The organism is Pseudomonas nabeulensis (assembly GCF_004682045.1).
GTDB lineage: Bacteria > Pseudomonadota > Gammaproteobacteria > Pseudomonadales > Pseudomonadaceae > Aquipseudomonas > Aquipseudomonas nabeulensis.
On sequence record NZ_QUZT01000015.1, the window covers coordinates 1 to 22733 of the forward strand.

22 protein-coding genes are annotated in these 22733 nt (G+C 61.4%); 15 read left to right on the forward strand and 7 right to left on the reverse strand.

Annotated features, from left to right (window positions below):
- Window positions 1-38: 38 nt before the first annotated feature.
- The gene (locus tag DYL61_RS10260; RefSeq protein WP_135308250.1) at window positions 39-722 is read right to left on the reverse strand and encodes a DNA-3-methyladenine glycosylase; all 684 of its coding nucleotides are present in this window, start codon (window positions 720-722) and stop codon (window positions 39-41) included.
- A gap of 174 nt (window positions 723-896) precedes the next feature.
- Between DYL61_RS10260 and DYL61_RS10265 the strand changes: the two genes are divergently transcribed.
- From DYL61_RS10265 to DYL61_RS10325, 13 genes are all read left to right on the forward strand, one after another.
- Entirely contained in the window at window positions 897-2162 is a 1266-nt protein-coding gene (locus tag DYL61_RS10265) for a glutamate-5-semialdehyde dehydrogenase (RefSeq protein WP_135308251.1), read from the forward strand.
- Window positions 2162-2806 carry a nicotinate-nucleotide adenylyltransferase gene (gene nadD / locus DYL61_RS10270; protein WP_135308252.1) on the forward strand — a complete coding sequence of 215 codons (645 nt, stop codon included), beginning with the start codon at window positions 2162-2164 and terminating at the stop codon, window positions 2804-2806. Before DYL61_RS10265 ends, nadD begins: the two co-directional genes overlap by 1 nt.
- A 69-nt stretch (window positions 2807-2875) precedes the next feature.
- Window positions 2876-3370 carry a ribosome silencing factor gene (gene rsfS, locus DYL61_RS10275; protein WP_003215432.1) on the forward strand — a complete coding sequence of 165 codons (495 nt, stop codon included), beginning with the start codon at window positions 2876-2878 and terminating at the stop codon, window positions 3368-3370.
- A gap of 9 nt (window positions 3371-3379) precedes the next feature.
- Complete coding sequence (rlmH, locus tag DYL61_RS10280; RefSeq protein ID WP_003176297.1) at window positions 3380-3847, forward strand: 23S rRNA (pseudouridine(1915)-N(3))-methyltransferase RlmH; 468 nt, start codon at window positions 3380-3382, stop codon at window positions 3845-3847.
- Window positions 3848-3862: 15 nt separating this feature from the next.
- Window positions 3863-5761 (forward strand): penicillin-binding protein 2, encoded by a 1899-nt coding sequence (gene mrdA, locus DYL61_RS10285; RefSeq protein WP_135308253.1) that lies wholly within the window; start codon window positions 3863-3865, stop codon window positions 5759-5761.
- Window positions 5762-5792: 31 nt separating this feature from the next.
- Window positions 5793-6896: a rod shape-determining protein RodA gene (rodA, locus tag DYL61_RS10290; RefSeq protein WP_167497955.1), complete on the forward strand. Its 1104-nt coding sequence runs from the start codon at window positions 5793-5795 to the stop codon at window positions 6894-6896.
- A 17-nt stretch (window positions 6897-6913) separates the two neighbouring features.
- Window positions 6914-7924: a lytic murein transglycosylase B gene (gene mltB / locus DYL61_RS10295; protein ID WP_135308254.1), complete on the forward strand. Its 1011-nt coding sequence runs from the start codon at window positions 6914-6916 to the stop codon at window positions 7922-7924.
- Entirely contained in the window at window positions 7924-8919 is a 996-nt protein-coding gene (locus tag DYL61_RS10300) for a septal ring lytic transglycosylase RlpA family protein (protein WP_105698777.1), read from the forward strand. Before mltB ends, DYL61_RS10300 begins: the two co-directional genes overlap by 1 nt.
- 179 nt (window positions 8920-9098) lie before the next feature.
- A complete protein-coding gene (locus tag DYL61_RS10305; RefSeq protein ID WP_135308255.1) occupies window positions 9099-10256 on the forward strand; it encodes a D-alanyl-D-alanine carboxypeptidase family protein in 1158 nt (385 codons plus the stop codon).
- 84 nt (window positions 10257-10340) lie between these two features.
- Window positions 10341-10622, forward strand: a complete 282-nt coding sequence (locus DYL61_RS10310; protein WP_135308256.1) for a DUF493 domain-containing protein — start codon at window positions 10341-10343, stop codon at window positions 10620-10622.
- Entirely contained in the window at window positions 10622-11269 is a 648-nt protein-coding gene (gene lipB / locus DYL61_RS10315) for a lipoyl(octanoyl) transferase LipB (RefSeq protein WP_105698780.1), read from the forward strand. Before DYL61_RS10310 ends, lipB begins: the two co-directional genes overlap by 1 nt.
- 26 nt (window positions 11270-11295) lie before the next feature.
- Complete coding sequence (lipA, locus tag DYL61_RS10320; protein ID WP_165448252.1) at window positions 11296-12297, forward strand: lipoyl synthase; 1002 nt, start codon at window positions 11296-11298, stop codon at window positions 12295-12297.
- Window positions 12298-12446: 149 nt separating this feature from the next.
- Window positions 12447-13364: a S66 peptidase family protein gene (locus tag DYL61_RS10325; RefSeq protein ID WP_135308257.1), complete on the forward strand. Its 918-nt coding sequence runs from the start codon at window positions 12447-12449 to the stop codon at window positions 13362-13364.
- A gap of 125 nt (window positions 13365-13489) precedes the next feature.
- Here the strand turns inward: DYL61_RS10325 and DYL61_RS10330 are convergent, their stop codons facing one another.
- The 5 genes from DYL61_RS10330 to leuS form a co-directional block, all read right to left on the reverse strand.
- Window positions 13490-14815 (reverse strand): lytic murein transglycosylase, encoded by a 1326-nt coding sequence (locus DYL61_RS10330; protein ID WP_135308258.1) that lies wholly within the window; start codon window positions 14813-14815, stop codon window positions 13490-13492.
- Window positions 14816-14876: 61 nt separating this feature from the next.
- A complete protein-coding gene (gene arfA / locus DYL61_RS10335) occupies window positions 14877-15041 on the reverse strand; it encodes an alternative ribosome rescue factor ArfA (RefSeq protein ID WP_003176285.1) in 165 nt (54 codons plus the stop codon).
- A gap of 218 nt (window positions 15042-15259) precedes the next feature.
- Window positions 15260-16297, reverse strand: a complete 1038-nt coding sequence (gene holA / locus DYL61_RS10340) for a DNA polymerase III subunit delta (RefSeq protein ID WP_135308259.1) — start codon at window positions 16295-16297, stop codon at window positions 15260-15262.
- Window positions 16298-16336: 39 nt separating this feature from the next.
- Window positions 16337-16942, reverse strand: a complete 606-nt coding sequence (locus tag DYL61_RS10345; protein WP_135308260.1) for an LPS-assembly lipoprotein LptE — start codon at window positions 16940-16942, stop codon at window positions 16337-16339.
- Between the two features lie 88 nt (window positions 16943-17030).
- Window positions 17031-19637: a leucine--tRNA ligase gene (leuS, locus tag DYL61_RS10350; RefSeq protein ID WP_135308261.1), complete on the reverse strand. Its 2607-nt coding sequence runs from the start codon at window positions 19635-19637 to the stop codon at window positions 17031-17033.
- A gap of 261 nt (window positions 19638-19898) precedes the next feature.
- Between leuS and DYL61_RS31570 the strand changes: the two genes are divergently transcribed.
- Both DYL61_RS31570 and DYL61_RS10360 read left to right on the forward strand, forming a co-directional pair.
- A complete protein-coding gene (locus DYL61_RS31570; protein WP_135308262.1) occupies window positions 19899-20216 on the forward strand; it encodes a hypothetical protein in 318 nt (105 codons plus the stop codon).
- Window positions 20217-20313: 97 nt separating this feature from the next.
- Complete coding sequence (locus DYL61_RS10360) at window positions 20314-21075, forward strand: YdcF family protein (RefSeq protein WP_135308263.1); 762 nt, start codon at window positions 20314-20316, stop codon at window positions 21073-21075.
- A 133-nt stretch (window positions 21076-21208) separates the two neighbouring features.
- On the opposite strand, the gene lnt is transcribed toward DYL61_RS10360, so the two are convergent.
- The gene (lnt, locus tag DYL61_RS10365; RefSeq protein WP_135308264.1) at window positions 21209-22732 is read right to left on the reverse strand and encodes an apolipoprotein N-acyltransferase; all 1524 of its coding nucleotides are present in this window, start codon (window positions 22730-22732) and stop codon (window positions 21209-21211) included.
- Between the last annotated feature and the right edge of the window lies 1 nt (window position 22733).

Sequence of the window (22733 nt, forward strand, 5' to 3'; positions counted from 1 at the left end):
CTGGCATTAGGGCAAGCCCCCTCCCACATTGAGTCCGTTTAAATCAGAAAATAATCGCTGCCTTCGACCTGCCCCCGGCGCAGTGGGTTGCGTGTGCAATACGGCGCATACCCCGCGTCCACAAAGCGATACATCAGATGCTCATCACGCCCGCTCGGAATGCCCAGGCGGGTGGTCTGGATAATCTGCGAAGGCGTTTTGCCCACGTCTTCAACATAGAGCCGTTCCTGGTCAAAACGCTTGGCATCCCACACCGGCACCTTCAACCCCAGCGCCTTGCACAGCAACGTCTGGCCCGCACACAGCTTTTGCGACGGACGCGGCCGGCCGCTGGCATCGGGATTGTTCAACAGCATCTGCGCCAGGCTCGCCGGGCCCGATACTTCATCGACCCACGGATAGCCCGATTTGATCAATACGGCATTGCCCGGCCCCTGGGCACTGAAGTTCAGCGAATCCCCACCGCGGGCGTAGTACATGTAGATGTGGCCACCGTCCAGAAACAAAGCCTTACGCTTTTCTGTGTAGCCCAATGAGGCGTGGCTGCCTTTTTCGGCCACGTAATAGGCTTCGGTTTCAATAATTCGCGCGGAAAGCCAGATTTCGCCGACGCGATGACGGATGACTTTTCCGAGCAAGTCGCGCGCGAGGATTTGTGCATCCCGGTCGAAGAAGCAGTCGGGCAGGGCGCTGGCGGGAAGTTGGGGCGCTGAGCTAGGCATGGCAGGAAGGGTTAATACGGCTAAATGTGACGGAATAATAACAACTCCCAGCTTAATTACGGCTGAACCCCAAGTTTTTACAGTTCATTTCGACCATCCGCCCCTCACCGCTGTCAGTCGGGCGGCGTCACAGCTATAATCTGCCGCTTTCCTCTCTGCCAAGACTCCCTGACCATGACTGAGTCCGTTCTTGACTACATGACCCGCCTGGGTCGCGCTGCCCGCCAGGCTTCGCGATTGATCGCCCGTGCGAGCACTGCGCAGAAGAATCGCGCCCTGCTGGCGGCCGCCGACGCTCTGGATGCCTCGCGCTCCGAGCTTACCGCCGCCAACGAACAGGACTTGGCCAACGGCCGCGCCAATGGCCTGGAGCCGGCCCTGCTGGACCGCCTTGCGCTGACCCCGGCGCGTATCGACGACATGATCGAAGGCCTGCGTCAGGTGGCCAAGCTGCCTGACCCCATCGGTGAAATCCGCGATATGCGCTACCTGCCGTCCGGCATCCAAGTGGGCAAGATGCGCGTGCCCCTGGGCGTGATCGGCATCATCTATGAGTCGCGCCCGAACGTGACCATCGACGCTGCGAGCCTGTGCCTCAAGTCCGGCAACGCCACCATCCTGCGTGGCGGTTCCGAGGCGATCAATTCCAACCGTGCCATTGCGGCTTGCATCCAGCAGGGCCTGGCCGTGGCCGAATTGCCGGCCGAAGTGGTGCAAGTGGTGGAAACCACTGACCGCGCCGCCGTCGGCGCGCTGATCACCATGCCGGAGTTCGTCGACGTGATCGTGCCGCGCGGTGGCAAGAGCCTGATCGAACGCGTCAGCCGCGATGCCAAGGTGCCGGTGATCAAGCACCTGGACGGCGTATGCCACGTGTACATCGACATCGCCGCCGACCTCGACAAGGCGATCCGCATCGCCGACAACGCCAAGACCCACCGTTACGCGCCGTGCAACACCATGGAAACCCTGCTGGTGCACGCCGGCATTGCCGAGCGCGTGCTGCCGCCGCTGGCTGCCATCTACCGTGACAAAGGCGTAGAACTGCGCGGTTGCGTGCGGACCCGTGCGCTGCTGGGGGCGGACGTGATCGAGGCAACCGAGCTGGACTGGTACACCGAATACACGGCACCGATCCTGTCGATCAAGATCGTCGACGATTTGGACGAGGCCATCGAACACATCAACACCTACGGCTCCAAGCACACCGACGCCATTGTCTCCGAGCATTTCAGCGATGCGCGGCGTTTCCTCAACGAAGTGGACTCCGCTTCGGTGATGATCAACGCCTCGACACGTTTTGCCGATGGCTTCGAATACGGCCTGGGGGCGGAGATCGGTATCTCCACCGACAAGCTCCACGCACGCGGTCCGGTTGGCCTGGAAGGCCTGACCAGCGAGAAGTACGTGGTGTTCGGCGACGGTCACGTGCGCACTTGATGGCTAAACGCATCGGGCTGCTCGGCGGCACCTTCGACCCCGTGCACATCGGCCATTTGCGCAGTGCCCTGGAAGTCGCGGATGCCCTCGCGCTGGATGAGTTGCGAGTGATGCCCAACGCGCGGCCGCCCCACCGTGATACGCCGCAAGTGTCGCCGCAGCAGCGCCTGGAAATGGTGCGCCTGGCGGTGGAAGGCATTGCGCCGTTGGTGGTGGACGACCACGAGCTCAAGCGTGATAAACCGTCCTACACTGTCGATACCCTGGAAGTGATGCGCGCTGAAATGGCCGCGGACGACCAGTTGTTTCTGCTTTTGGGCTGGGACGCATTTTGCGGCCTGCCCTCTTGGCATCGCTGGGAGGAACTCCTCCAGCATTGCCACATCCTGGTTTTGCAACGCCCGGATGCCGACAGCGAACCGCCGGATGCCTTGCGCAACCTGCTGGCCGCGCGGTCGGTAAGTGACCCCTTGGCCCTGACCGGGCCGAACGGGAATATTGCATTCGTCTGGCAGACCCCGCTTGCGGTGTCCGCCACCCAGATCCGTCAACTGCTGGCCAGCGGTAAGTCGGTACGTTTCCTGGTGCCTGACGCGGTCCTGGCCTACATCGATGCGCACGGACTTTACCGTGCGTCGAACTGAAAAGGCGCGCTTGAACGTACGCACATTCGTACAGCGAGCGCCCGAACATACGAGCAAAACGAGTTTTATATGACGAACAAAGACGTAAGCAAAGTTAAGCGCAAAGGCACCTTCAAAAGCGCCCCGCTGCCAGTAGAAGCCCATACCGGCCCTGAGCTGGCTGGCGAAGAACTGGTGAAAGTCGCCGTGGCGGCCCTGGAAGACGTTAAAGCCCAGGACATCCAGGTGCTGGACGTGCGCGACAAGCAAAGCATCACCGACTTCATGATCATCGCCACCGGTACGTCGAACCGCCAGATCGGCGCGATGCTGGACAAGGTCCGCGAAGCCGTCAAAGCCCAAGGCGTCAAGCCGCTGGGTGAAGAAGGCAAGGGCGACAGCGACTGGGTGCTGCTGGACATGGACGACGTAATCGTTCACATGATGACCTCCAACGCCCGTCAGTTCTACGACCTGGAGCGTCTGTGGAAAGGCGCCGAGCAGAGCCGTGCCGCTGATGGCAAGCACCACAGCCCGGAAGTGGGCCACGCGCACTTCGACAAGCTCAACAAAGACCAGGAATAAGGAACGGCTGTGCGCCTGCGTCTGATTGCTGTCGGTTCACGCATGCCCAAGTGGGTGGAAGAAGGCTGGCACGAGTATGCCAAGCGTCTGCCTGCTGAGCTGTCGCTGGAATTGGTAGAGATTCCGCTCAATACCCGGGGCAAGAATGCCGACGTGGCGCGCTTTATCCGTCAGGAAGGCGAAGCCATGTTGGCCAAGGTCGGCCCCAACGAGCGCATCGTCACCCTCGAAGTGCACGGCAAACCCTGGAGCACCGAGCAGTTGGCGGTGGAACTGGACCGCTGGCGCCTGGACTCGCGCACCGTCAACTTCATGGTCGGCGGCCCCGAAGGGCTGGCGCCGGAAGTGTGCGCGCGGGCGGACCAGCGCTGGTCGCTGTCGGCGCTCACGTTGCCGCACCCGTTGGTAAGGATTCTGATCGGTGAACAGCTGTATCGCGCCTGGACAGTCCTGTCCGGGCACCCTTACCACAAATAGTCTGCGCCTCTCCCGATGACCCAGCCGATCCGCATCAAGGACCACGAGAAAGACGCACGTCTGGTACGCGCTCGCGTGGTGTTTGGTGCGGTGCTGGTGGTGGCCCTGCTCGGGGTGCTGATCGCCCGCCTGTATTTCCTGCAAGTGATCCAGTACGACTATCACTCTACGTTGTCGGAAAACAACCGGGTGCATGTGCAGCCGATTCCGCCGACCCGTGGGCTGATTTTCGACCGCAATGGCGTGGTGGTCGCGGATAACCGCCCCAGTTTCAGCCTGAGCATGACCCGAGAACGCTCCGGCGACTGGCAGCAGATCCTCGATGTGATTGTCGAGGTGTTGCAGCTCACACCGGAAGACAGGGTGATCTTCGAAAAGCGCATGAAGCAGGGGCGCCGGCCGTTTGAACCGGTGCCGATCCTGTTTGAGCTGACCGAAGAACAGATCGCGCGGATCGCGGTGAACCAGTTCCGCTTGCCCGGTGTGGAGGTGGTGGCGCAGTTGGTGCGGCACTATCCGCAGGGGCCGCACTTTGCCCACTCGGTCGGTTACATGGGGCGGATCAACGAGAAAGAGCTGAAAAGTCTCGATCCGGTGAACTACAGCGGCACCCACCATATCGGCAAGACCGGCGTCGAGCGTTTCTACGAGCCCGAATTGCACGGCCAGGTGGGTTACGAGGAAGTCGAGACCAACGCCCGTGGCCGTGTGCTGCGGGTGCTCAAGCGTACCGACCCGGTGCCGGGCAAAGATATTGTGCTGAGCCTGGACATCAAGTTGCAGGAAGCGGCGGAGATGGCCTTGGGCGGTCGTCGTGGTGCGGTCGTTGCGCTGGACCCGAAAACCGGCGAAGTACTGGCCATGGTCAGTCAGCCCAGCTTCGATCCCAACCTGTTCGTGACCGGTATCAGCTTCAAGGCCTACGCCGAGTTGCGCGACTCCATCGACCGGCCACTGTTCAACCGCGTACTGCGCGGCCTGTATCCGCCGGGGTCGACTATCAAGCCGGCGGTGGCGATTGCCGGCCTGGACGCGGGCGTGGTCACGGCTTCCAGTCGGGTCTTTGACCCGGGCTACTACATGCTGCCCAACTACGATCACAAATACCGGAACTGGAACCGCACCGGTGACGGCTTTGTCGATTTGGACACCGCGATCATGCGCTCCAACGACACCTATTTTTACGACCTGGCCCACAAGCTGGGGATCGACCGCTTGTCGGCTTATATGGGCAAGTTCGGCCTCGGTCAGAAAGTCTCCCTGGATATGTTCGAAGAATCCCCTGGCCTGATGCCATCGCGGGAGTGGAAACGTGCGACCCGTCGGCAGGCATGGTTCCCGGGTGAAACCCTGATTCTCGGCATTGGCCAGGGCTATATGCAGGCCACACCGTTGCAGTTGGCCCAGGCCACGGCGCTGGTGGCCAACAAAGGCATCTGGAACCGTCCGCACCTGGCCAAGACCATCGAAGGCGAAAAACCGGTGGATGACAACCCGATCCCGGACATTGTGCTGCGCGATCCTTCGGACTGGACCAAGGTCAACCACGGCATGCAACAAGTGATGCACGGCGCTCGCGGTACTGCACGCAAAGCCGCCGTCGGCGCGCAATACCGCATTGCCGGCAAGAGCGGCACGGCCCAGGTAGTAGCGATCAAGCAGGGCGAGAAATACGACCGCTCCAAGGTTCAGGAGCGCCACCGCGACCACGCCTTGTTTGTCGGCTTCGCCCCGGCAGATGACCCGAAAATCGTCGTAGCGGTGATGGTCGAGAACGGCGAGTCCGGTTCCGGCGTCGCCGCGCCTGTGGTGCGCCAGGTCATGGACGCCTGGCTGCTGGCCGACGACGGCAGGCTCAAACCCGAATATGGCGGCCCCCCTTCAAGCACCGAGGTTACGGCCAGTGAAGAGTAATTTTGACCGCATCCTCTCCAGCGAGGATGTGATGCGTCGTCGTGCGACGTTACTGCAACGCATGCACATTGACGGCCCGCTGCTGATCCTGTTGCTGACCCTGGCGGCGGGTAGCCTGTTCGTGCTGTATTCGGCCAGTGGCAAGAACTGGGACCTGCTGATCAAGCAAGCGTCGTCGTTCGGCCTGGGCTTGTTGTCGATGGTGGTGATCGCCCAGCTGGAGCCGCGTTTCATGGCGCGCTGGGTGCCGCTGGGTTATGTCGCCGGGGTGTTGCTGCTGGTGGTGGTGGACGTGATGGGCCACAACGCCATGGGCGCGACCCGCTGGATCAACATTCCGGGGGTGATTCGCTTCCAGCCGTCGGAGTTCATGAAGATCCTGATGCCGGCGACCATCGCCTGGTACCTGTCCAAGCGCACGTTGCCGCCGCAGCTCAAGCACGTGGGCATCAGCTTGATTCTGATCGGCATACCGTTTGTGCTGATTGTGCGTCAGCCGGATCTGGGCACCTCGCTGCTGATCCTGGCCGGCGGTGCCTTCGTGCTGTTTATGGGTGGCCTGCGCTGGCGCTGGATTCTCAGTGTGCTCGCCGCCGCCGTGCCGGTGGCTGTGGCCATGTGGTTCTTCTTTATGCATGACTACCAGAAGCAACGGATTCTCACGTTCCTCGATCCTGAGAGCGACCCGCTGGGCACCGGCTGGAACATCATCCAGTCGAAAGCGGCCATCGGTTCCGGCGGCGTATTTGGCAAGGGTTGGTTGCTGGGCACCCAGTCGCACCTGGACTTCCTGCCGGAGAGCCACACCGACTTCATCATCGCGGTCATGGGTGAAGAGTTCGGCCTGGTGGGCATTTGCGCGCTGCTGCTGATCTACCTGCTGTTGATTGGTCGCGGCCTGGTGATCACCGCCCAGGCGCAGACGCTGTTCGGCAAACTGCTGGCCGGCGCGTTGACCATGACGTTTTTTGTTTATGTTTTCGTCAACATCGGTATGGTCAGTGGCCTGCTGCCGGTGGTGGGGGTGCCGTTGCCATTCATTAGCTACGGCGGAACTTCGCTGGTGACATTGCTGTCAGCGTTTGGGGTTTTGATGTCGATTCATACGCATCGCAAATGGATCGCACAGGTTTGAATAAGGTGAAGATGTCAATGCAAGTAATGCGCGGCTGGGCGACTCGGCATGCGTCCTGGATGGGCCTGATTGGCCTGCTGGGCGCGACGCAAGAGGCGCAGGCCGGTGACTACGATGGTTCACCCCAGGTCGCCGAGTTTGTCGGTGAAATGACCCGCGACTACGGTTTTGCCGGTGAGCAACTGATGGGCGTGTTCCGCGAGGCCCAGAAAAAGCAGGCGATCCTCGACGCCATCTCCCGCCCCGCCGAGCGCGTTAAACAGTGGAAGGAATATCGCCCGATGTTCCTCACCGACGCTCGCGTGGCTCGCGGTGTGGACTTCTGGCGTCAGCACGAGGCCGTGCTGGCCCGCGCCGAGCAGGAATACGGCGTGCCGGCCCAGGTGATTGTCGCGATCATCGGCATCGAAACCTTTTACGGGCGCAATACCGGCAGTTACCGGGTGATCGACGCCTTGTCGACCCTGGGCTTCGACTACCCGCCACGTGCCGACTTCTTCCGCAAGGAACTGCGCGAGTTCCTGCTGCTGGCTCGCGAAGAACAGGTCGACCCGCTGAGCCTCAAGGGGTCCTACGCCGGTGCGATGGGCTTGCCGCAGTTTATGCCCAGCAGCTTCCGCGCCTACGCGGTGGACTTTGACGGCGACGGCCACATCAATATCTGGAGCAATCCGGACGACGCCATCGGCAGTGTGGCCAGTTACTTCAAGCGCCACGGTTGGGTAGGCGGCGAACCGGTGGTGGTTCGCGCCGATGTTGCCGGGGATCGCGCCGATGAAGGCCTGACCCAGGGTATCGAGCCGGTCAAGACGGTCGGGGAGTTGCGGGCGCTGGGCTGGTCGAGTCAGAATGCGCCACGCGATGACATGCCAGTGACGGCGTTTCGCCTTGAAGGTGAAAATGGCCCGGAATACTGGATGGGCCTGAAGAATTTCTACGCAATCACGCGTTATAACCGCAGTGTGATGTACGCCATGGCCGTGCATCAGCTGTCAGACATGCTGGTCCAAGCACGGGGCAATAAGTAATGCGGGCATCGCCGTTCAATCAACCGCTCAAGCTGGTGGCGTTCGTCGCATTGTCCCTGCTGGTCGTCAGTTGCTCCACCAGCCGCGGCCCGGCGCAGAAGGGCGGCACTGCCGTCCGCTCGCAGCCCGGCCTGGACATCAACCGCGCGCACAAAGACGGCGCGCCGTGGTGGGATGTGGATGTCTCCAAGATCCCGGACGCCACCCCAACCCTGCATACCGGTGCCTACAAGGCCAACCCGTATACCGTGTTGGGCAAGACCTATTTCCCGTTGCAAGAATCCAAGACCTACGTGCAATCGGGCACCGCGTCCTGGTACGGCACCAAGTTCCACGGCCAGAACACCGCCAACGGCGAAGTGTATGACCTGTACGGCATGAGCGCGGCGCACAAGACCTTGCCGCTGCCCAGCTATGTGCGGGTAACCAACCTGGACAACAACCGCACGGTGATCCTGCGCGTGAACGACCGTGGGCCGTTCTATTCGGACCGCATCATCGACTTGTCCTACGCGGCGGCGAAGAAACTCGGTTACGCCGAAACCGGCACCGCTCGCGTGAAAGTTGAAGGCATCGACCCGGCGCAGTACTGGGCCCAGCGTGGCAAACCGGCGCCGTTGATGCTCAACGAGCCGCAAACACCACAACCGCAAATCACCGCTTCGGCTGGCAAGGTCGAGCAGTGGACGCCACCGCCACAACAGCATGCACCGGACACCGTGGCCGTGCCTCAGGCCGCGCAAGGCAGTTCGATGGCGGGCGGGCAATACCTGCAGGTCGGCGCATTTGCCAACCCGGATGCGGCAGAACTGCTAAGGTCGAAACTCAGCAGCATGGTCAACGCGCCGGTGTTCATCAGTTCCATCGTGCGTAACCAACAAACCCTGCACCGCGTGCGGATGGGGCCGATTGGCTCGCCAAGCGAAGTCGCACAAGTGCAGAACAGCGTGCGCCTGGCCAACCTGGGGCAACCCAGCGTGGTCACCGCCGAATAATAAAAGATTGAAGGTTCAGGCCCGGAGATGGGCTTGAACCCTGGTTGTTGGCTCGTTGAACAATAAAAACCCAGGGGCAAGGGGTGAGCGGGCAACCGAACACGTGACAGTCTGGTAGCGGGCTGTCTGAATAGTTTTGCCCGCGAGGGCAAGTTTCCATTAGCAATTTCGAGAGACGGATGAACATCACCACCTTAGCCAAACGCACGTGCCTGCTTCTTTCGCTGATCATCACCCCGGCCGCCTGGGCGGTTGAAATGGTGCCGGCTTCCCCGCAACTGGCTGCCAAGGCCTGGGTCCTGATGGACGCTGCCAGCGGCAACGTGCTGGTGGAGAACAACGGTGACCAGCGCCTGCCGCCTGCCAGCCTGACCAAACTGATGACGGCCTACATCGCGACCCTGGAAATCCGTCGCGGCCAGATCGGCGAGAACGACCCGGTCACCGTCAGCGAAAACGCCTGGCGCACCGGCGGTTCGCGGATGTTCATCAAGGTCGGTTCGCAAGTGACCGTGAGCGACCTGCTGCACGGCATCATCATCCAGTCGGGTAACGACGCCAGCGTGGCCCTGTCCGAGCACATCGCCGGCAGCGAAGACGCGTTCGCCGACATGATGAACAAAACCGTGACTGACCTGGGCATGACCAACAGCCACTTCATGAACCCGACCGGTCTGCCGAACCCGGAGCACTACTCGTCGGCTCACGACATGGCGATCCTGGCGCGCGCGATCATCCGCGTCGACCCGGTGCACTACGCGATCTACTCCCAGAAAGAGTTCTTCTGGAACAACATCAAGCAGCCTAACCGCAACCTGTTGCTGTGGCGTGACAAGACCGTCGACGGTCTGAAAACCGGCCACACCGAAGAGGCCGGCTACTGCATGGTGTCGTCCGCCGTACGTGATGGCCAACGCCTGATCGCCGTGGTCTTCGGCACCAACAGCGAGCAGGCCCGTGCGGCCGAGACGCAAAAACTGCTGACCTACGGTTTCCGCTTCTTCGAAACCCAGACCTTCTATCAGAAGGGTGCTGAGCTTGCGACCGCTCCGGTGTGGAAAGGCGCGACCTCCCAAGTCAAGGCCGGACTGGCCGAAGACCTGACCCTGACCATGCCTAAAGGCCAGCTGAAAAAGCTCGCGGCCAGCATGACCATGAACCCGCAGTTGGTGGCGCCAATCGCCAAGGGTGACGTGATCGGTAAGGTCGAGGTGAAGCTGGAAGACAAAGTGGTTCACAGTGCCGACCTGATCGCTCTGGACGCCGTCGACGAAGGTGGTATCTTCCGCCGCGTGTGGGATAGCATCCGTCTATTCTTCTATAGCTTGTTCAACTGATAGTGTGCACCTGCAAGGCCCCGTGTTGATCCGACACGGGGCTTTGCCCGTCGCCACGGCTTACGCTTACGAGGCCGTTACGCCATGACCGATAAAGAAGTAGAAGTAAAGGCGCCTAAGATCGAATTCCCTCAGACCGACTATCCGATCAAAGTGATCAGCGATACGGGTGTAGGTCGGGAAGCCGAGGTGATCGCCATTGTGTCCAAACACGCGGAGATCAACCTGGGCATGACCGTGGAGCGTCAAAGCAGCACGGGTAAATACACCACGACCCAGCTGTATATCCTGGCCACCGATCAAGACCAGCTCTACAACATCAACAGTGAACTGCGGGCCACCGGCTTCGTGCACATGGTGTTGTGATGTCACAGGTCCTGGGCTTTCGCGAGCTCGGCCAGATGGACTACGAGCCCGTCTGGCACGCCATGCAGCGGTTCACCAACGAACGCGGCACCTCGGCCCCTGATGAAATCTGGTTGGTGGAACACCCGCCGGTATTCACCCAGGGCCAGGCCGGCAAGGCCGAACACTTGCTGGTTCCGGGTGATATTCCGGTGGTGCAGGTCGACCGAGGTGGCCAAGTGACTTACCATGGCCCCGGACAACTTGTCGCATACCTATTGCTGGACGTGCGCAAGCTCGGTTTTGGCGTGCGCGATCTGGTCAGCCGTATGGAGGCTTGCCTGATCGAGCTATTGGCCAGCTACGGCGTGACCGCTGCGGCCAAGCCCGATGCCCCCGGTGTGTATGTCGATGGCGCGAAAATCGCCTCCCTGGGGCTGCGTATTCGCCACGGGTGTTCGTTTCATGGCCTGGCCCTGAACGTGGACATGGACCTGGCGCCGTTCCGACGGATCAACCCATGTGGTTATGCCGGGTTGGCGATGACCCAACTGAGCGAGCACGCGACACCGATTAAATTTGCCGAGGTAAGTGCCCGGCTGCGTGAGCAGCTCGTCAAACACCTCGACTATGCTGAGCAGACGACCCTTACGGGCGGAATCGACTGATTATGACTACTGATGCAGTGCAAACCATGATCCCGACGCTGGACGTTACCGACCGTCCGGCCCCGGCCCCGCGTGCCAAGGTGGAAGCCGGCGTCAAGCTGCGCGGCGCCGAGAAGGTTGCACGCATCCCGGTGAAGATCATTCCGACCACCGAACTGCCGAAGAAACCCGACTGGATCCGCGTGCGTATCCCGGTTTCGCCGGAAGTCGACCGTATCAAGGCCCTGCTGCGCAAGCACAAGCTGCACAGCGTGTGCGAAGAAGCTTCCTGCCCGAACCTGGGTGAGTGCTTCTCCGGCGGCACCGCCACCTTCATGATCATGGGTGACATCTGCACCCGTCGTTGCCCGTTCTGCGACGTCGGCCACGGCCGTCCGAAACCACTGGACGTCAACGAGCCGGAAAGCCTGGCCATCGCCATCGCTGACCTGCGCCTCAAATACGTAGTGATCACCTCGGTAGACCGCGACGACCTGCGTGACGGCGGTGCCCAGCACTTTGCCGACTGCATCCGCGAAATTCGCAAGCTGTCGCCGAACGTGATGCTCGAAACCCTGGTGCCGGACTACCGTGGCCGCATGGACGTGGCACTGGAAATCACCGCCGCCGAGCCGCCGGATGTGTTCAACCACAACCTGGAAACCGTACCGCGCCTGTACAAGGCTGCGCGTCCAGGTTCGGATTACCAGTGGTCGCTGACCCTGCTGCAGAAATTCAAGCAGATGATGCCGCATATCCCAACCAAGTCCGGCTTGATGCTCGGCCTGGGCGAGACCGACGAAGAAGTGATCGAAGTCATGAAGCGCATGCGCGAACACGACATCGACATGCTGACCCTGGGCCAGTACCTGCAACCGTCCCGCAGCCACTTGCCGGTGCAGCGTTTCGTGCACCCGGACACCTTCGCCTGGTTTGCCGAGGAAGGTTACAAGATGGGCTTCAAGAACGTGGCCTCGGGCCCGCTGGTGCGTTCCTCGTACCACGCAGACGAGCAGGCCAAGCTGGTCAAGGCAAGCCTGGTTTCCTGATGGAAATCTAAGCAGCACCGCAGGTCCAATGTGGGAGGGGGCTTGCCCCCGATAGCGGTGTGTCAGTCAGTAGAACTGTTGCTGACACACCGCCATCGGGGGCAAGCCCCCTCCCACATTTGGTTTGATGCTAATAGGGAGAGTTGTGTATGTCTGTCGCCGTACCCGCATTGCGTGCCGAGGGCACCATCGCCCTGATCGCTCCCGCCGGCCCTGCCGCACTGGACGTCGAAAAAGCCGGACAGTGGATGCGCACTCGTGGCTACGACCTGCGCATCTTCCCCGGCGTCTACGAACGCGACGGCTACCTCGCTGGCAGTGATGAAGTACGCCTGCGCGACCTGCACGCCGCTTTTGCCAACCCTGAAATCGACGCCATCTTCTGCCTGCGCGGCGGCTATGGCACACCCCGCTTGCTTGATCGCCTGGACTTCGACCTGCTGCGGGCCAACCCCAAGCCGTTCGTGGGCTACAGCGACATCACCGCCTTGCACCTGGCCATCAGCCGTTACGCGGGGTTCGTGACCTTTCACGGCCCCATGCTCAATGCCGACCTGCTCGGTGACAAACAACCACCTACCGAGTCTTCATTGCTCAGCCTGCTGCGTGGCCAACTGGGCGCTGGCAGCGTATTGACGCATCCAGTGGCCTACCCGTTGACCACAATTGCGCCTGGCATCGCCTGTGGGCGCTTGCTGGGGGGCAACCTGTCGATGATCGCAGCGGTGATGGGCACGCCTTACGAAATTGATGCAGAAGGCATCATCCTGTTGATCGAAGACGTCAACGAACCGATCTACCGGATCGACCGTTTGCTGACGCACCTGCGGCTGGCGGGCAAGTTGGCGCAAGTTGCCGGTGTGTTGGTGGGGGATGTGGCGGGTGTGGATTCGGCGGCCTTGGAGCGGTTGCTCAAGCAAACCTTCGAACCGTTGTGTATCCCGGTACTGGCGGGGTGGCGCAGTGGGCATTGTGATCCGAACCTGACGCTGCCGATGGGGGCGTTGGTGAGGTTGGATGCGGGGGAGCAGAGGGTGGTGTTGGAGCAGGATGTGGTCTTTAAATAGTTGTTGCCTGTGATGCAGTCATCGGGAGCAAGCCCCCTCCCACATTTGACTGCATTCCAAAGTTGGAACTCGGTCAACTGTGGGAGGGGGCTTGCCCCCGATAGCAATAGCCGCCATAACCAGATTCAACGGCTCTGCAACGACTCCAACAGCCTCACCGTCGGATACCCATCCGCCGGCCACCCCAGCGACTGCTGCGCCGCCCGAATCGCCTTACGCGTATTGGCCCCAATGATCCCATCCGGGTTGCCCGCGTCATAACCCTTGGCACTCAACGCCGTTTGCAACTCAATGCGCTGGGAACGACTCAACGGCAGCTCATCTTTCGGCCAATCACCGCGAATCACACCGCCACCGGTAAACCGCTCCGACAGCAGGCCAACCGCCAGCGCGTAGGACGACGAGTTGTTGTACTTGAGGATTGCGCGGAAGTTATCCAGCACCAGGAACGCCGGGCCACGGTAGCCCGCCGGCAGCAGCAGGGCGGCAGACAGTTGGTCGACGTTCGGCGGCATGGACGCGCCTGGCGGCAGCTGGATGCCCAGTTTCAGCCATTCCGCGACTGTCTTGCGCGTGCCGCCATCGGCCAGGGCGTAATCGAAATTCGCTGGCAGTTGGCGCACTTCGAAGCCCCACGGCTGGCCTTTCTGCCAGCCGGAGCTTTGCAGGTAGTGCGCGGTGGAGGCGAGGGCGTCGGTCTGGCTGTTCCAGATGTCGCGGCGACCGTCGCCGTCAAAATCCACGGCGTGGGTGTTGTAGGTGGTCGGGATGAATTGGGTCTGGCCCATGGCGCCGGCCCAGGAACCTTTCATCTGCTCGGCAGCGATATCGCCATGTTGGATGATCTGCAGCGCCGCCAGCAATTGCGCCTGGGCGAACGCCGGGCGACGGCCTTCATAGGCCAGGGTCGCCAGGGAACGGATCACCGAGTTATTGCCCTGGAACTGGCCGAAGTTGCTTTCCATGCCCCACACCGAGACCAGCGCCTGGCGATCAACGCCATAACGGTCCTCGATACGCTGGAGAATGTCGGCGTTTTTCACCAACAAGGCCTGGCCATTGCGCACGCGCAGTGGCGAGAGGGCGCCGTCGAGGTACTCCCACACCGGGCGGGAAAACTCCGGTTGGCTGCGGTCGGCGCGGATCACCGCCATGTCCGGGGTGACATTGGCGAAGGCGTTATCGAACACGGCAGCGGTGATACCTGCCTGCAGGGCTTGCACACGGAAACCGGCCTGCCATTCGGCAAAGGTCTGGGTCGGTTGGATATCCAGGTTGTCCACGGCCAATGGGGCCACGACGGCGGGGGCTGCAACCGGTGCGGTCTGGAGCGGCGGCAGGGGTTGTGCGTCGGCGGCGGTGGGTTTTTCCGCGCAGGCGACTAGCAGAATGAGGCTGGAGGCAGCGATCAATTGGCGAAGGTGCCAACGACGAGAAAGACAAGAGGGCATGCACAGGTCCAGGGATTACCAATCAGGTGCAGACCTTATCATGCCAGAGGGGCGCTTGCCTTCAGGCAGCCAGAAAGTAAGAAGCCTCCCAGCTATTAGACTGGAAGGCTTCGCGGCGGTAGCTGCCTTTGCCCTTGCCGGCTCGTTCCTGACGGCTGCGGAACAGTGGCTGGGCGATGATGGATTTGGCCTTGTTGGGGCCATGCTTGGATGGCTTTTTGCTCATGGTGGTTACTCTCTGGGTGGGTTTAAGCGGTGCAAATGATCTGCCGAAGTTTGGCGGCTGTAAAGTCCAGCAAGTTTTTAGAAATGTAAACACGGTCAAACTGTGGGAGGGGGCTTGCCCCCGATAGCAATCTGTCAGTTAGCACATCTGAGACTGGCACACTGCTATCGGGGGCAAGCCCCCTCCCACATGGGATTTACAGTGTGCTGAGAGAGGGTTTATTCGGCAGGCAGGCTCAGGCGCTGGCCAGCCATCAACAGCGACAAACGGCTCAAGCTCATCCATGGCGAACCCACCGCCTGGCCCTTGATCTGCGCATCGATGCGCTGGGCTTCCAGCAACAGTTGCGCCCAGCGTTGCGCCGAATGCCGTTGCAGGGCTTTGCTCATCAAGGGTTTGCGCTTGTCCCACACCGGCGGCCGTGCCTGGCTGAAGCATTTATCCAGCGGCGTGCCCTGGCTGTATTGCAGTGCAATATTGGCCAGCACCCGCAGTTCCCGGGCCAGGGCCCACAGGATCACTGGCGGCTCCACGCTTTCGCCGCGCAAGCCTTCAAGCATGCGCAGGGCGTGGGCGGGTTCGCCGTTGAGGATCGCGTCCACCAGCCCGAACACGTCAAAACGCGCACTGTCAGCCACCGCACCTTGCACGGTTTCGACAGTGATCTGCCCGTCCTCGGCCATCAGTTTGAGCTTTTCGATTTCCTGGGCGGCGGCAAGCAAGTTGCCTTCGACCCGAGCGGCGATAAGCTCCACTGCGTCCTGGGTAGCCGACAGCCCCGATTGGGACAGGCGCTGACGAATCCACTGCGGCAACTGGTTGCTGTCCACTGGCCAGATCTGGATGAACTGGGTCTGAGTCCCTTCCACCAGGGCCTTGCCCCACTTGGTTTTCTGCGCGCTGCCATCGAGCTTGGGCAGGCTGATCAGCAGCACCGTGTCTTCGGCAGGCCGCGAGCAGTATTCCATCAAGGCGGCCGCGCCTTTGTCGCCGGGCTTGCCCGAGGGCAGGCGCAGTTCCAGCAGGCGTTTTTCGGCAAACAGCGACATGCTCGCACCGGCTTGCAGCAGCGTACCCCAGTCGAAACTGGCGTCGGCGGCGAACACCTGGCGTTCATCGAAGCCTTGCTGGCGTGCGGCAGTGCGAATGGCGTCGGCGGCTTCCTGGCACAGCAGCGGGTCATCACCGCTGACGATATACACAGGCGCGAGGCCACCTTGCAGGTGTTTGGCGAGTTGGGCAGGGGCGAGTTTCATAGGCAGGATAAACGGGGCGCTTGCGGCGCCCCGTCTGGCTTACTCGACTGGGACTTCAACAGGCGATTGTTTCGGCGTGTTGTCTTCGTACTCTTGCGCGGCCTTCGCGGCGTCGGCGTCAGCCTTGGCCTTGTCGTCTGCGCGTTGTTGCAGAGTTGCGAGTTGTTCCGGGGTCAGCATCGACAGGCGCAGGACCATGCGTTGTACCAGCTCGCGGCGCATTTCCTTGCGTACCTGGGTGACTTCGGAGTCCGAACCCACCAGGTTGTTGCCGTCGTGGCTCACGACTTTCTGCACCTGGATCTTGTCACCCATCAGCGGCAAATGGTCGCGGCCCTGGATTTCGAAGTTGAGCGTAGTGGCCAATTCGATATCGGAGGAGCGGCCAGCACTGGCGTAGCTCAGGTTACGCTGGGTTTCTTTTTCATCCGCCAGGAACAGCTTGTAGGTCGCGCCGGTGTAGACGTGTACGCCACTGTTCTCCAGAACCTGACGCAGCTGGGTCACGGTTTGGCTGTAGGCGTCGCGGGCGCTGACGTCCAGTTCCTTGATCGCCAGTTCGTTGGTGCCGGTGCCGCGCAGCTGGAAGCCGCAAGCGCTCAGCAGTACGGCAAGGCCCATCACCAGCAGATTGCGTTTGATCATTTTGTTGCTCCCCTTGAAACCATGTGGGCCTTATCGAGGCCCTGAAGGCTTTGTTCGGCACGGGGCTTTGGCCCCGCGCCCGATCCGATTAGCTAGCGACGATATTGACCAGTTTGCCAGGCACCACGATCACTTTGCGGATCGTCAGGCCTTCGGTGAAGCGCAGCACGTTCTCATTGATACGTGCGGCAGCTTCGACTTCCTCGCGGGTCGCGCTGGCAGGCATGTCGATCTGGCCACGCAGTTTGCCGTTGACCTGGATCACCAGTTGCAACGTGTCCTGGACCAGGGCGCTGTCATCCTGCACCGGCCAGCGCGCGTCGATGACGGCACCGGTGTGGCCCAGGCGGTTCCACAGGTCGTGGCTGATGTGCGGCGTGATCGGTGCCAGCAGCAGGGTGACCGTTTCCAGGCCTTCCTGAATCAGCGCGCGATCCTGTTCGGTGGCTTGCGGGGCTTTTTCCAGCACGTTCATCAGCGTCATCACTTGGGCGATGGCGGTGTTGAACTTGTGGTTCTGGCCCACATCCTGGCTGGCTTGCTTGATGGCCAGGTGGGTGCTGCGGCGGATGACTTTCTGCTCGTCCGTCAGGCCGGCCACGTCCAGTTTGCCCGGCAGGCCCTGGCTGATATGAGCGTGAGCCAAACGCCAGACGCGCTTGAGGAAACGGTGCGAACCTTCGACGCCGGAGTCGGACCATTCGGCGCTCATGTCCGGCGGCGAGGCGAACATCATGAACAGGCGGCACGTGTCGGCGCCGAACTGGTCGATCATCGATTGAGGGTCAACGCCGTTGTTCTTCGACTTGGCCATCTTCTCGGTGCCGCCGATTTCCACCGGCAGGCCGTCGGCAATCAGTTTGGCGCTGATGACCTTGGCTTTGCTGTCGCGCTCAAGCTCGACGTCGGCCGGGTTGAACCAGGTGTAGGCGCCATTGGCTTCGCGACGATAGTACGTATCGGCGACCACCATGCCCTGTGTCAGCAGGTTCTTGAACGGCTCATCGGAGCTCACCAGGCCTTCGTCGCGCATCAGCTTGTGGAAGAAACGCGCGTACAGCAGGTGAAGAATGGCGTGCTCGATACCGCCGATGTATTGGTCAACTGGCAACCAATGGTCGGCGGCGGATTTTTCCACCAGACCACCCTCGTAGTGCGGCGAGGCGTAGCGCGCGTAGTACCACGAGGACTCGACGAAGGTGTCCATGGTGTCGGTTTCGCGCTTGGCCGGCTGGCCGCATTTCGGGCAGTTGCACTCGTAGAACTCGGGCATGCGCGCCAGCGGCGAACCGGCGCCGTCCGGCACCACGTCTTCCGGCAGCACGACCGGCAATTGGTCTTCCGGTACAGGCACGTCGCCACAGCTGGCGCAGTGAATGATCGGGATCGGGCAGCCCCAGTAGCGCTGGCGGCTGATGCCCCAGTCGCGCAGGCGGAACTGGGTACGCGAGGCGCCCAGGTTCTTCTTGATCAGCGCCACTTCCATTGCGTCGAACGCGCCCTGGAAGTCCAGGCCGTCGAATTCGCCGGAGTTGATCAGCGTGCCGTGTTCGCCGTAGGCGTCTTGCCACGGGGCCGGGTTGGTTTCGCCGGAACTGGTACGCACCACCGATTTGATCGGCAGGCTGTACTTGGTGGCGAATTCGAAGTCGCGCTCGTCGTGAGCCGGCACTGCCATTACGGCGCCATCGCCGTAGTGCATCAGCACGTAGTTGGCGACCCACACCGGCAACTTCTCGCCGGTCAACGGATGCTCGACGAACAGGCCGGTCGGCAGGCCTTTTTTCTCTTGGGTAGCAACGTCGGCTTCGGCCACGCTGCCGCCTTTGCATTCGGCGATGAACGCCTGCAGCTCAGGGTTGTTCTGTGCAGCTTGGGTGGCGAGCGGGTGCTCGGCGGCCACGGCGACATAGGTCGCGCCCATCAAGGTGTCTGGACGGGTGGTGAAGACTTTGAGTGCGCCGGCAACGCCAATGGAGTCGACGTTGTACGGGAACTGCACTTCCATGCCCTTGGATTTGCCGATCCAGTTGCGTTGCATGGTCTTGACCTGTTCAGGCCAGCCCGGCAAATCGTCGAGGCTCGACAAGAGCTCATCCGCGTAGGCGGTGATCTTGAAGTAGTACATCGGGATTTCGCGCTTTTCGATCAGCGCGCCGGAACGCCAGCCGCGACCGTCGATCACCTGTTCGTTGGCCAGTACGGTCTGGTCGATAGGGTCCCAGTTCACGGTGCCGCTTTTCTTGTAGATCACGCCTTTTTCGAACAGGCGAGTGAACAGCCATTGTTCCCAGCGGTAGTAGTCCGGCTTGCAGGTGGTGACTTCGCGGGACCAGTCCACCGCCAGGCCCAGGCTGCGCAGCTGGGTCTTCATGTAGGCGATGTTTTCGTAGGTCCACTTGGCGGGGGCCACGTTGTTTTTCATCGCGGCGTTTTCCGCCGGCATGCCGAAGGCGTCCCAACCCATGGGTTGCAGGACGTTCTTGCCTTGCATGCGCTGGTAGCGGGAAATCACGTCACCGATGGTGTAGTTGCGCACGTGCCCCATGTGTAGCTTGCCGCTGGGGTAAGGGAACATCGATAGGCAGTAGTAAGTCTCCTTGCCTGGCTGTTCACTGACTTCAAAGGACTTTTGCTCGTCCCAGAAAGTTTGGGCGGCGTTTTCTATTTCACGGGGCTGATATTGTTCGTGCATGGCTACTTTTGAACTGAATAGGGGTGGCCTAATCCTCTTCGGTGCAACATTCAGGTTGATCGACACCAAACAGCGGCGCGTCCGTGCCCAAACCCTGCGGGAAGTGGAGTTACAGGAAGCGCCGTAGCATACATGACCCCACTCTATCGAGGGAAACCCTGATTGCACGGCCAGGGCCGTCTGTCGCGGCGCCGGGCAGGTGCAGCCATGGGGGCTACGCTGTTTATTGGGGAGCAAGTCTTTCTTCAATGAGGTGAGGGGATGGTTGAATCGCAGCGAACTTTAACGAAACCGCAGTTGTATGAAGGGTTGATCGACCGTTTGGGTCGGGCATTGGATGCAGCAAGAACCGCAGGCCGATTGTGTAATGAGCGGCCTCAGGAGCTGGAGTTGCGAGGCTTGAGCCAGGCAGAGCTTGAACTGATCAAGGTCTACCTGGAATTGCATCACCCCCGCGCTTCTCCTGGGCAGGCCTCCCCGCCTGCGCAAGAGTCGACGCGTTCGGCCAAGGTGATCTGGCTGAGGGACTTGCCAACCGGTCGAGGCCCGGAAAAGCTTCGAGCTGTACGGTGCAAGTGAAACACAACGTTATCCGAAAACCTTCTCGAAATATGCTGGTAAAGATTGTCGCTAAATCCCGTTGCATCTAGGCTTCGGGCATCTTTGGAGATGCCCGATGCCTTTTCGTTATTTCATTAAACAAGTGTTGTTGCCGCCCGGCATTTTTTTGCTGCTGCTGGCGCTTGCCTGGTGGTTTCGTCGAAGCCGTCCGCGTCTTGCTGGAGCGTGTTTTGCATTGGGGTTCGGCGGGATGTGGTTGATGAGCCTACCGGTGATGGTGGAGTGGAGCGCACGCGCTTTGGAGACCGAACCCGCGTTGGCGCGGGAAAGCTGGGCGACGTTGGCCCAGCGCGCGGATGCCATTGTGGTACTCGGTTCGGGACGTGAGCGCGGTGATCCCGCCTGGGGCGCCGACCAGCCCACTGGTGTCGGCCTGGAGCGCCAGCGTTACGCCGCACGCCTGGCCAAGGCCTCCGGGCTGCCGGTGCTGACGTCGGGTGGCTTGCATTACGGCACGCCGCCCAGTGAGGCCGAGTTGATGGCGGTGTCGATGCAGGATGACTTCGGCGTGACCGTGCGCTGGAAGGAAGAACGAAGCCGCACCACGTGGGAAAACGCGCAGATGAGCGCCGCGATTCTGTTGCCCGAAGGCATCAAGCGCGTGGTGGTGGTGACCCAGGCGTGGCATATGCCGCGTTCGGTGTGGAGCTTCGAAAAGGCCGGTTTTACTGTGGTGCCGGCGCCGGTGGGGTTTCTCGGCGTGGACAATGCCCGACCGCTGGGTGGCTGGATGCCGGAGTTTGTGTCGGTGTGGCGCAGCGGGCAGTTGATCAATGAGGCGGTGGGGCAGGTGGGGTACCAGTTGTTCTACCGCTGACCCCCGCTGATTGAAATGCAGATTAAATGTGGGAGGGGGCTTGCCCCCGATGAGGGCGTGTCAGTGATATATCTTTGGCTGACACACCGATATCGGGGGCAAGCCCCCTCCCACATTGGTTTTTTGTTGTTCTTTAAACCGTTTTGGCCATCCGACTCGCCAACAGCGCCCAACCAAACAGCAGCACACACACAATGATCAACGGCCACGACCGCCATTGCAGGTACGGCGTGAGGTTATGCATCGGCACCACTTCGCCATACAGAATGCCGCGTTCGAACTGCGGGATCTGCACGGTGATCTGCCCAAACGGGTCGATCAGGCCGGTCACGCCGTTGTTGGTGGCTCGGATCATCCAGCGGCCGGCCTCCAGTGCACGCATCTGCGCCATTTGCAGGTGTTGCAGCGGGCCGATGGAGCGGCCGAACCAGGTGTCGTTGCTGATGGTCAGCAGCAGGTCGCTCTGGGCCGAAAGGCTGGCGGCGAACTCCGGGTACACCACTTCGTAGCAAATAAACGGCGCGATGTGATAGCCCTTGGCCTGGAGCATCGCCTGGTCGGCAGGGCCACGGGCGAAGTCGGACATCGGTAGGTCGAAGAAGGCGATCAGCCCGCGCAGCATCTCTTGCAGCGGTACGTATTCACCAAATGGCACCAGCTTCTGTTTCAGGTAGGTGCCGTCGCCTTCGCCCAGCACGGTAATACCGTTGAAGAAGCGTTTATGGTGGTGCACTTCCTGGCGGATCGGCACCCCGGTGATCAGCGCGCTGTGCCGGTCGGCGGCGAACTTGCCCATCATGCCCAAGTAGCCCCCAACCGATTCCATCAGCACTGGCACCGCCGTTTCCGGCCATACCAACAGATCAACCGGCTTGGAGCTGAAACTCATGTCGCGGTACAGCGCCAATTGCGCATTGAGCTGTTCCGGGTCCCATTTCATGCTTTGCTCGACGTTGCCCTGGATCGCGGCCACGGTCAGTGGTGCGCCGGAGGGCGAGGTCCACGCGTGATGCTTGAGCGCCAGGCCGATGGCCCAAGGTGCAACCAGCAACACCAGGCCTGCGCCGATAAACCCGTTGCGCTTGCCGGCCAGCAGGCGCGGCAGGTTGCACAGCAGGGCGGCGGTCAAGGCAATCGCAAATGAAATCAGCCATATCCCGCCCACTGGCGCGAGCCCGGAAAGGGGGCCGTCGAGTTGGCTGTAGCCTGAGTACAACCACGGGAAACCGGTGAGGAACCAGCCGCGAAACGCTTCCTGGCCCACCCACAGGGCGGCAAAGGTCAGTGCATCCGCCAGCGGCGCCTCATTGCGGCGCAACCAGCGCGCCCATACCCAGGCGGGCAGGGCAAAGAACCAGGCGATAGCGGCGGTGAACAGCAGCATCAGGAAACCCGCCAGCAGCACCGAAGCGCCGCCGAAGTGGTGGATGCTGTAGTAGATCCAGCTGGTGCCGGCGCCAAACAGGCCGAAACCGAAACACCAGCCACGGCCCAGGGCCTGGCGTGGGGTCAGGTCTCGCAGCCCGAGATAGAACACGCCGACGGCTAGCAGCGCAAAGGGCCACAGGTCGAACGGCGCCAGCGCCAGGGTGGTGATAGCACCGGCCACCACGGCCAGCAGATTACCGGGCCAGCCGGGAGTGGTGAGACGGCGCATT

Coding starts and splice junctions, on each gene's coding strand:
- DYL61_RS10260 (WP_135308250.1), bottom strand. CDS start 722: ATGCCTAGCTCAGCGCCCCAACTTCCCGCCAGCGCCCTGCCCGACTGC.
- DYL61_RS10265 (WP_135308251.1), top strand. CDS start 897: ATGACTGAGTCCGTTCTTGACTACATGACCCGCCTGGGTCGCGCTGCC.
- nadD (WP_135308252.1), top strand. CDS start 2,162: ATGGCTAAACGCATCGGGCTGCTCGGCGGCACCTTCGACCCCGTGCAC.
- rsfS (WP_003215432.1), top strand. CDS start 2,876: ATGACGAACAAAGACGTAAGCAAAGTTAAGCGCAAAGGCACCTTCAAA.
- mrdA (WP_135308253.1), top strand. CDS start 3,863: ATGACCCAGCCGATCCGCATCAAGGACCACGAGAAAGACGCACGTCTG.
- rodA (WP_167497955.1), top strand. CDS start 5,793: ATGCGTCGTCGTGCGACGTTACTGCAACGCATGCACATTGACGGCCCG.
- mltB (WP_135308254.1), top strand. CDS start 6,914: ATGCAAGTAATGCGCGGCTGGGCGACTCGGCATGCGTCCTGGATGGGC.
- DYL61_RS10300 (WP_105698777.1), top strand. CDS start 7,924: ATGCGGGCATCGCCGTTCAATCAACCGCTCAAGCTGGTGGCGTTCGTC.
- DYL61_RS10305 (WP_135308255.1), top strand. CDS start 9,099: ATGAACATCACCACCTTAGCCAAACGCACGTGCCTGCTTCTTTCGCTG.
- DYL61_RS10310 (WP_135308256.1), top strand. CDS start 10,341: ATGACCGATAAAGAAGTAGAAGTAAAGGCGCCTAAGATCGAATTCCCT.
- lipB (WP_105698780.1), top strand. CDS start 10,622: ATGTCACAGGTCCTGGGCTTTCGCGAGCTCGGCCAGATGGACTACGAG.
- lipA (WP_165448252.1), top strand. CDS start 11,296: ATGATCCCGACGCTGGACGTTACCGACCGTCCGGCCCCGGCCCCGCGT.
- DYL61_RS10325 (WP_135308257.1), top strand. CDS start 12,447: ATGTCTGTCGCCGTACCCGCATTGCGTGCCGAGGGCACCATCGCCCTG.
- DYL61_RS10330 (WP_135308258.1), bottom strand. CDS start 14,815: ATGCCCTCTTGTCTTTCTCGTCGTTGGCACCTTCGCCAATTGATCGCT.
- arfA (WP_003176285.1), bottom strand. CDS start 15,041: ATGAGCAAAAAGCCATCCAAGCATGGCCCCAACAAGGCCAAATCCATC.
- holA (WP_135308259.1), bottom strand. CDS start 16,297: ATGAAACTCGCCCCTGCCCAACTCGCCAAACACCTGCAAGGTGGCCTC.
- DYL61_RS10345 (WP_135308260.1), bottom strand. CDS start 16,942: ATGATCAAACGCAATCTGCTGGTGATGGGCCTTGCCGTACTGCTGAGC.
- leuS (WP_135308261.1), bottom strand. CDS start 19,637: ATGCACGAACAATATCAGCCCCGTGAAATAGAAAACGCCGCCCAAACT.
- DYL61_RS31570 (WP_135308262.1), top strand. CDS start 19,899: ATGGTTGAATCGCAGCGAACTTTAACGAAACCGCAGTTGTATGAAGGG.
- DYL61_RS10360 (WP_135308263.1), top strand. CDS start 20,314: ATGCCTTTTCGTTATTTCATTAAACAAGTGTTGTTGCCGCCCGGCATT.
- lnt (WP_135308264.1), bottom strand. CDS start 22,732: ATGCGCCGTCTCACCACTCCCGGCTGGCCCGGTAATCTGCTGGCCGTG.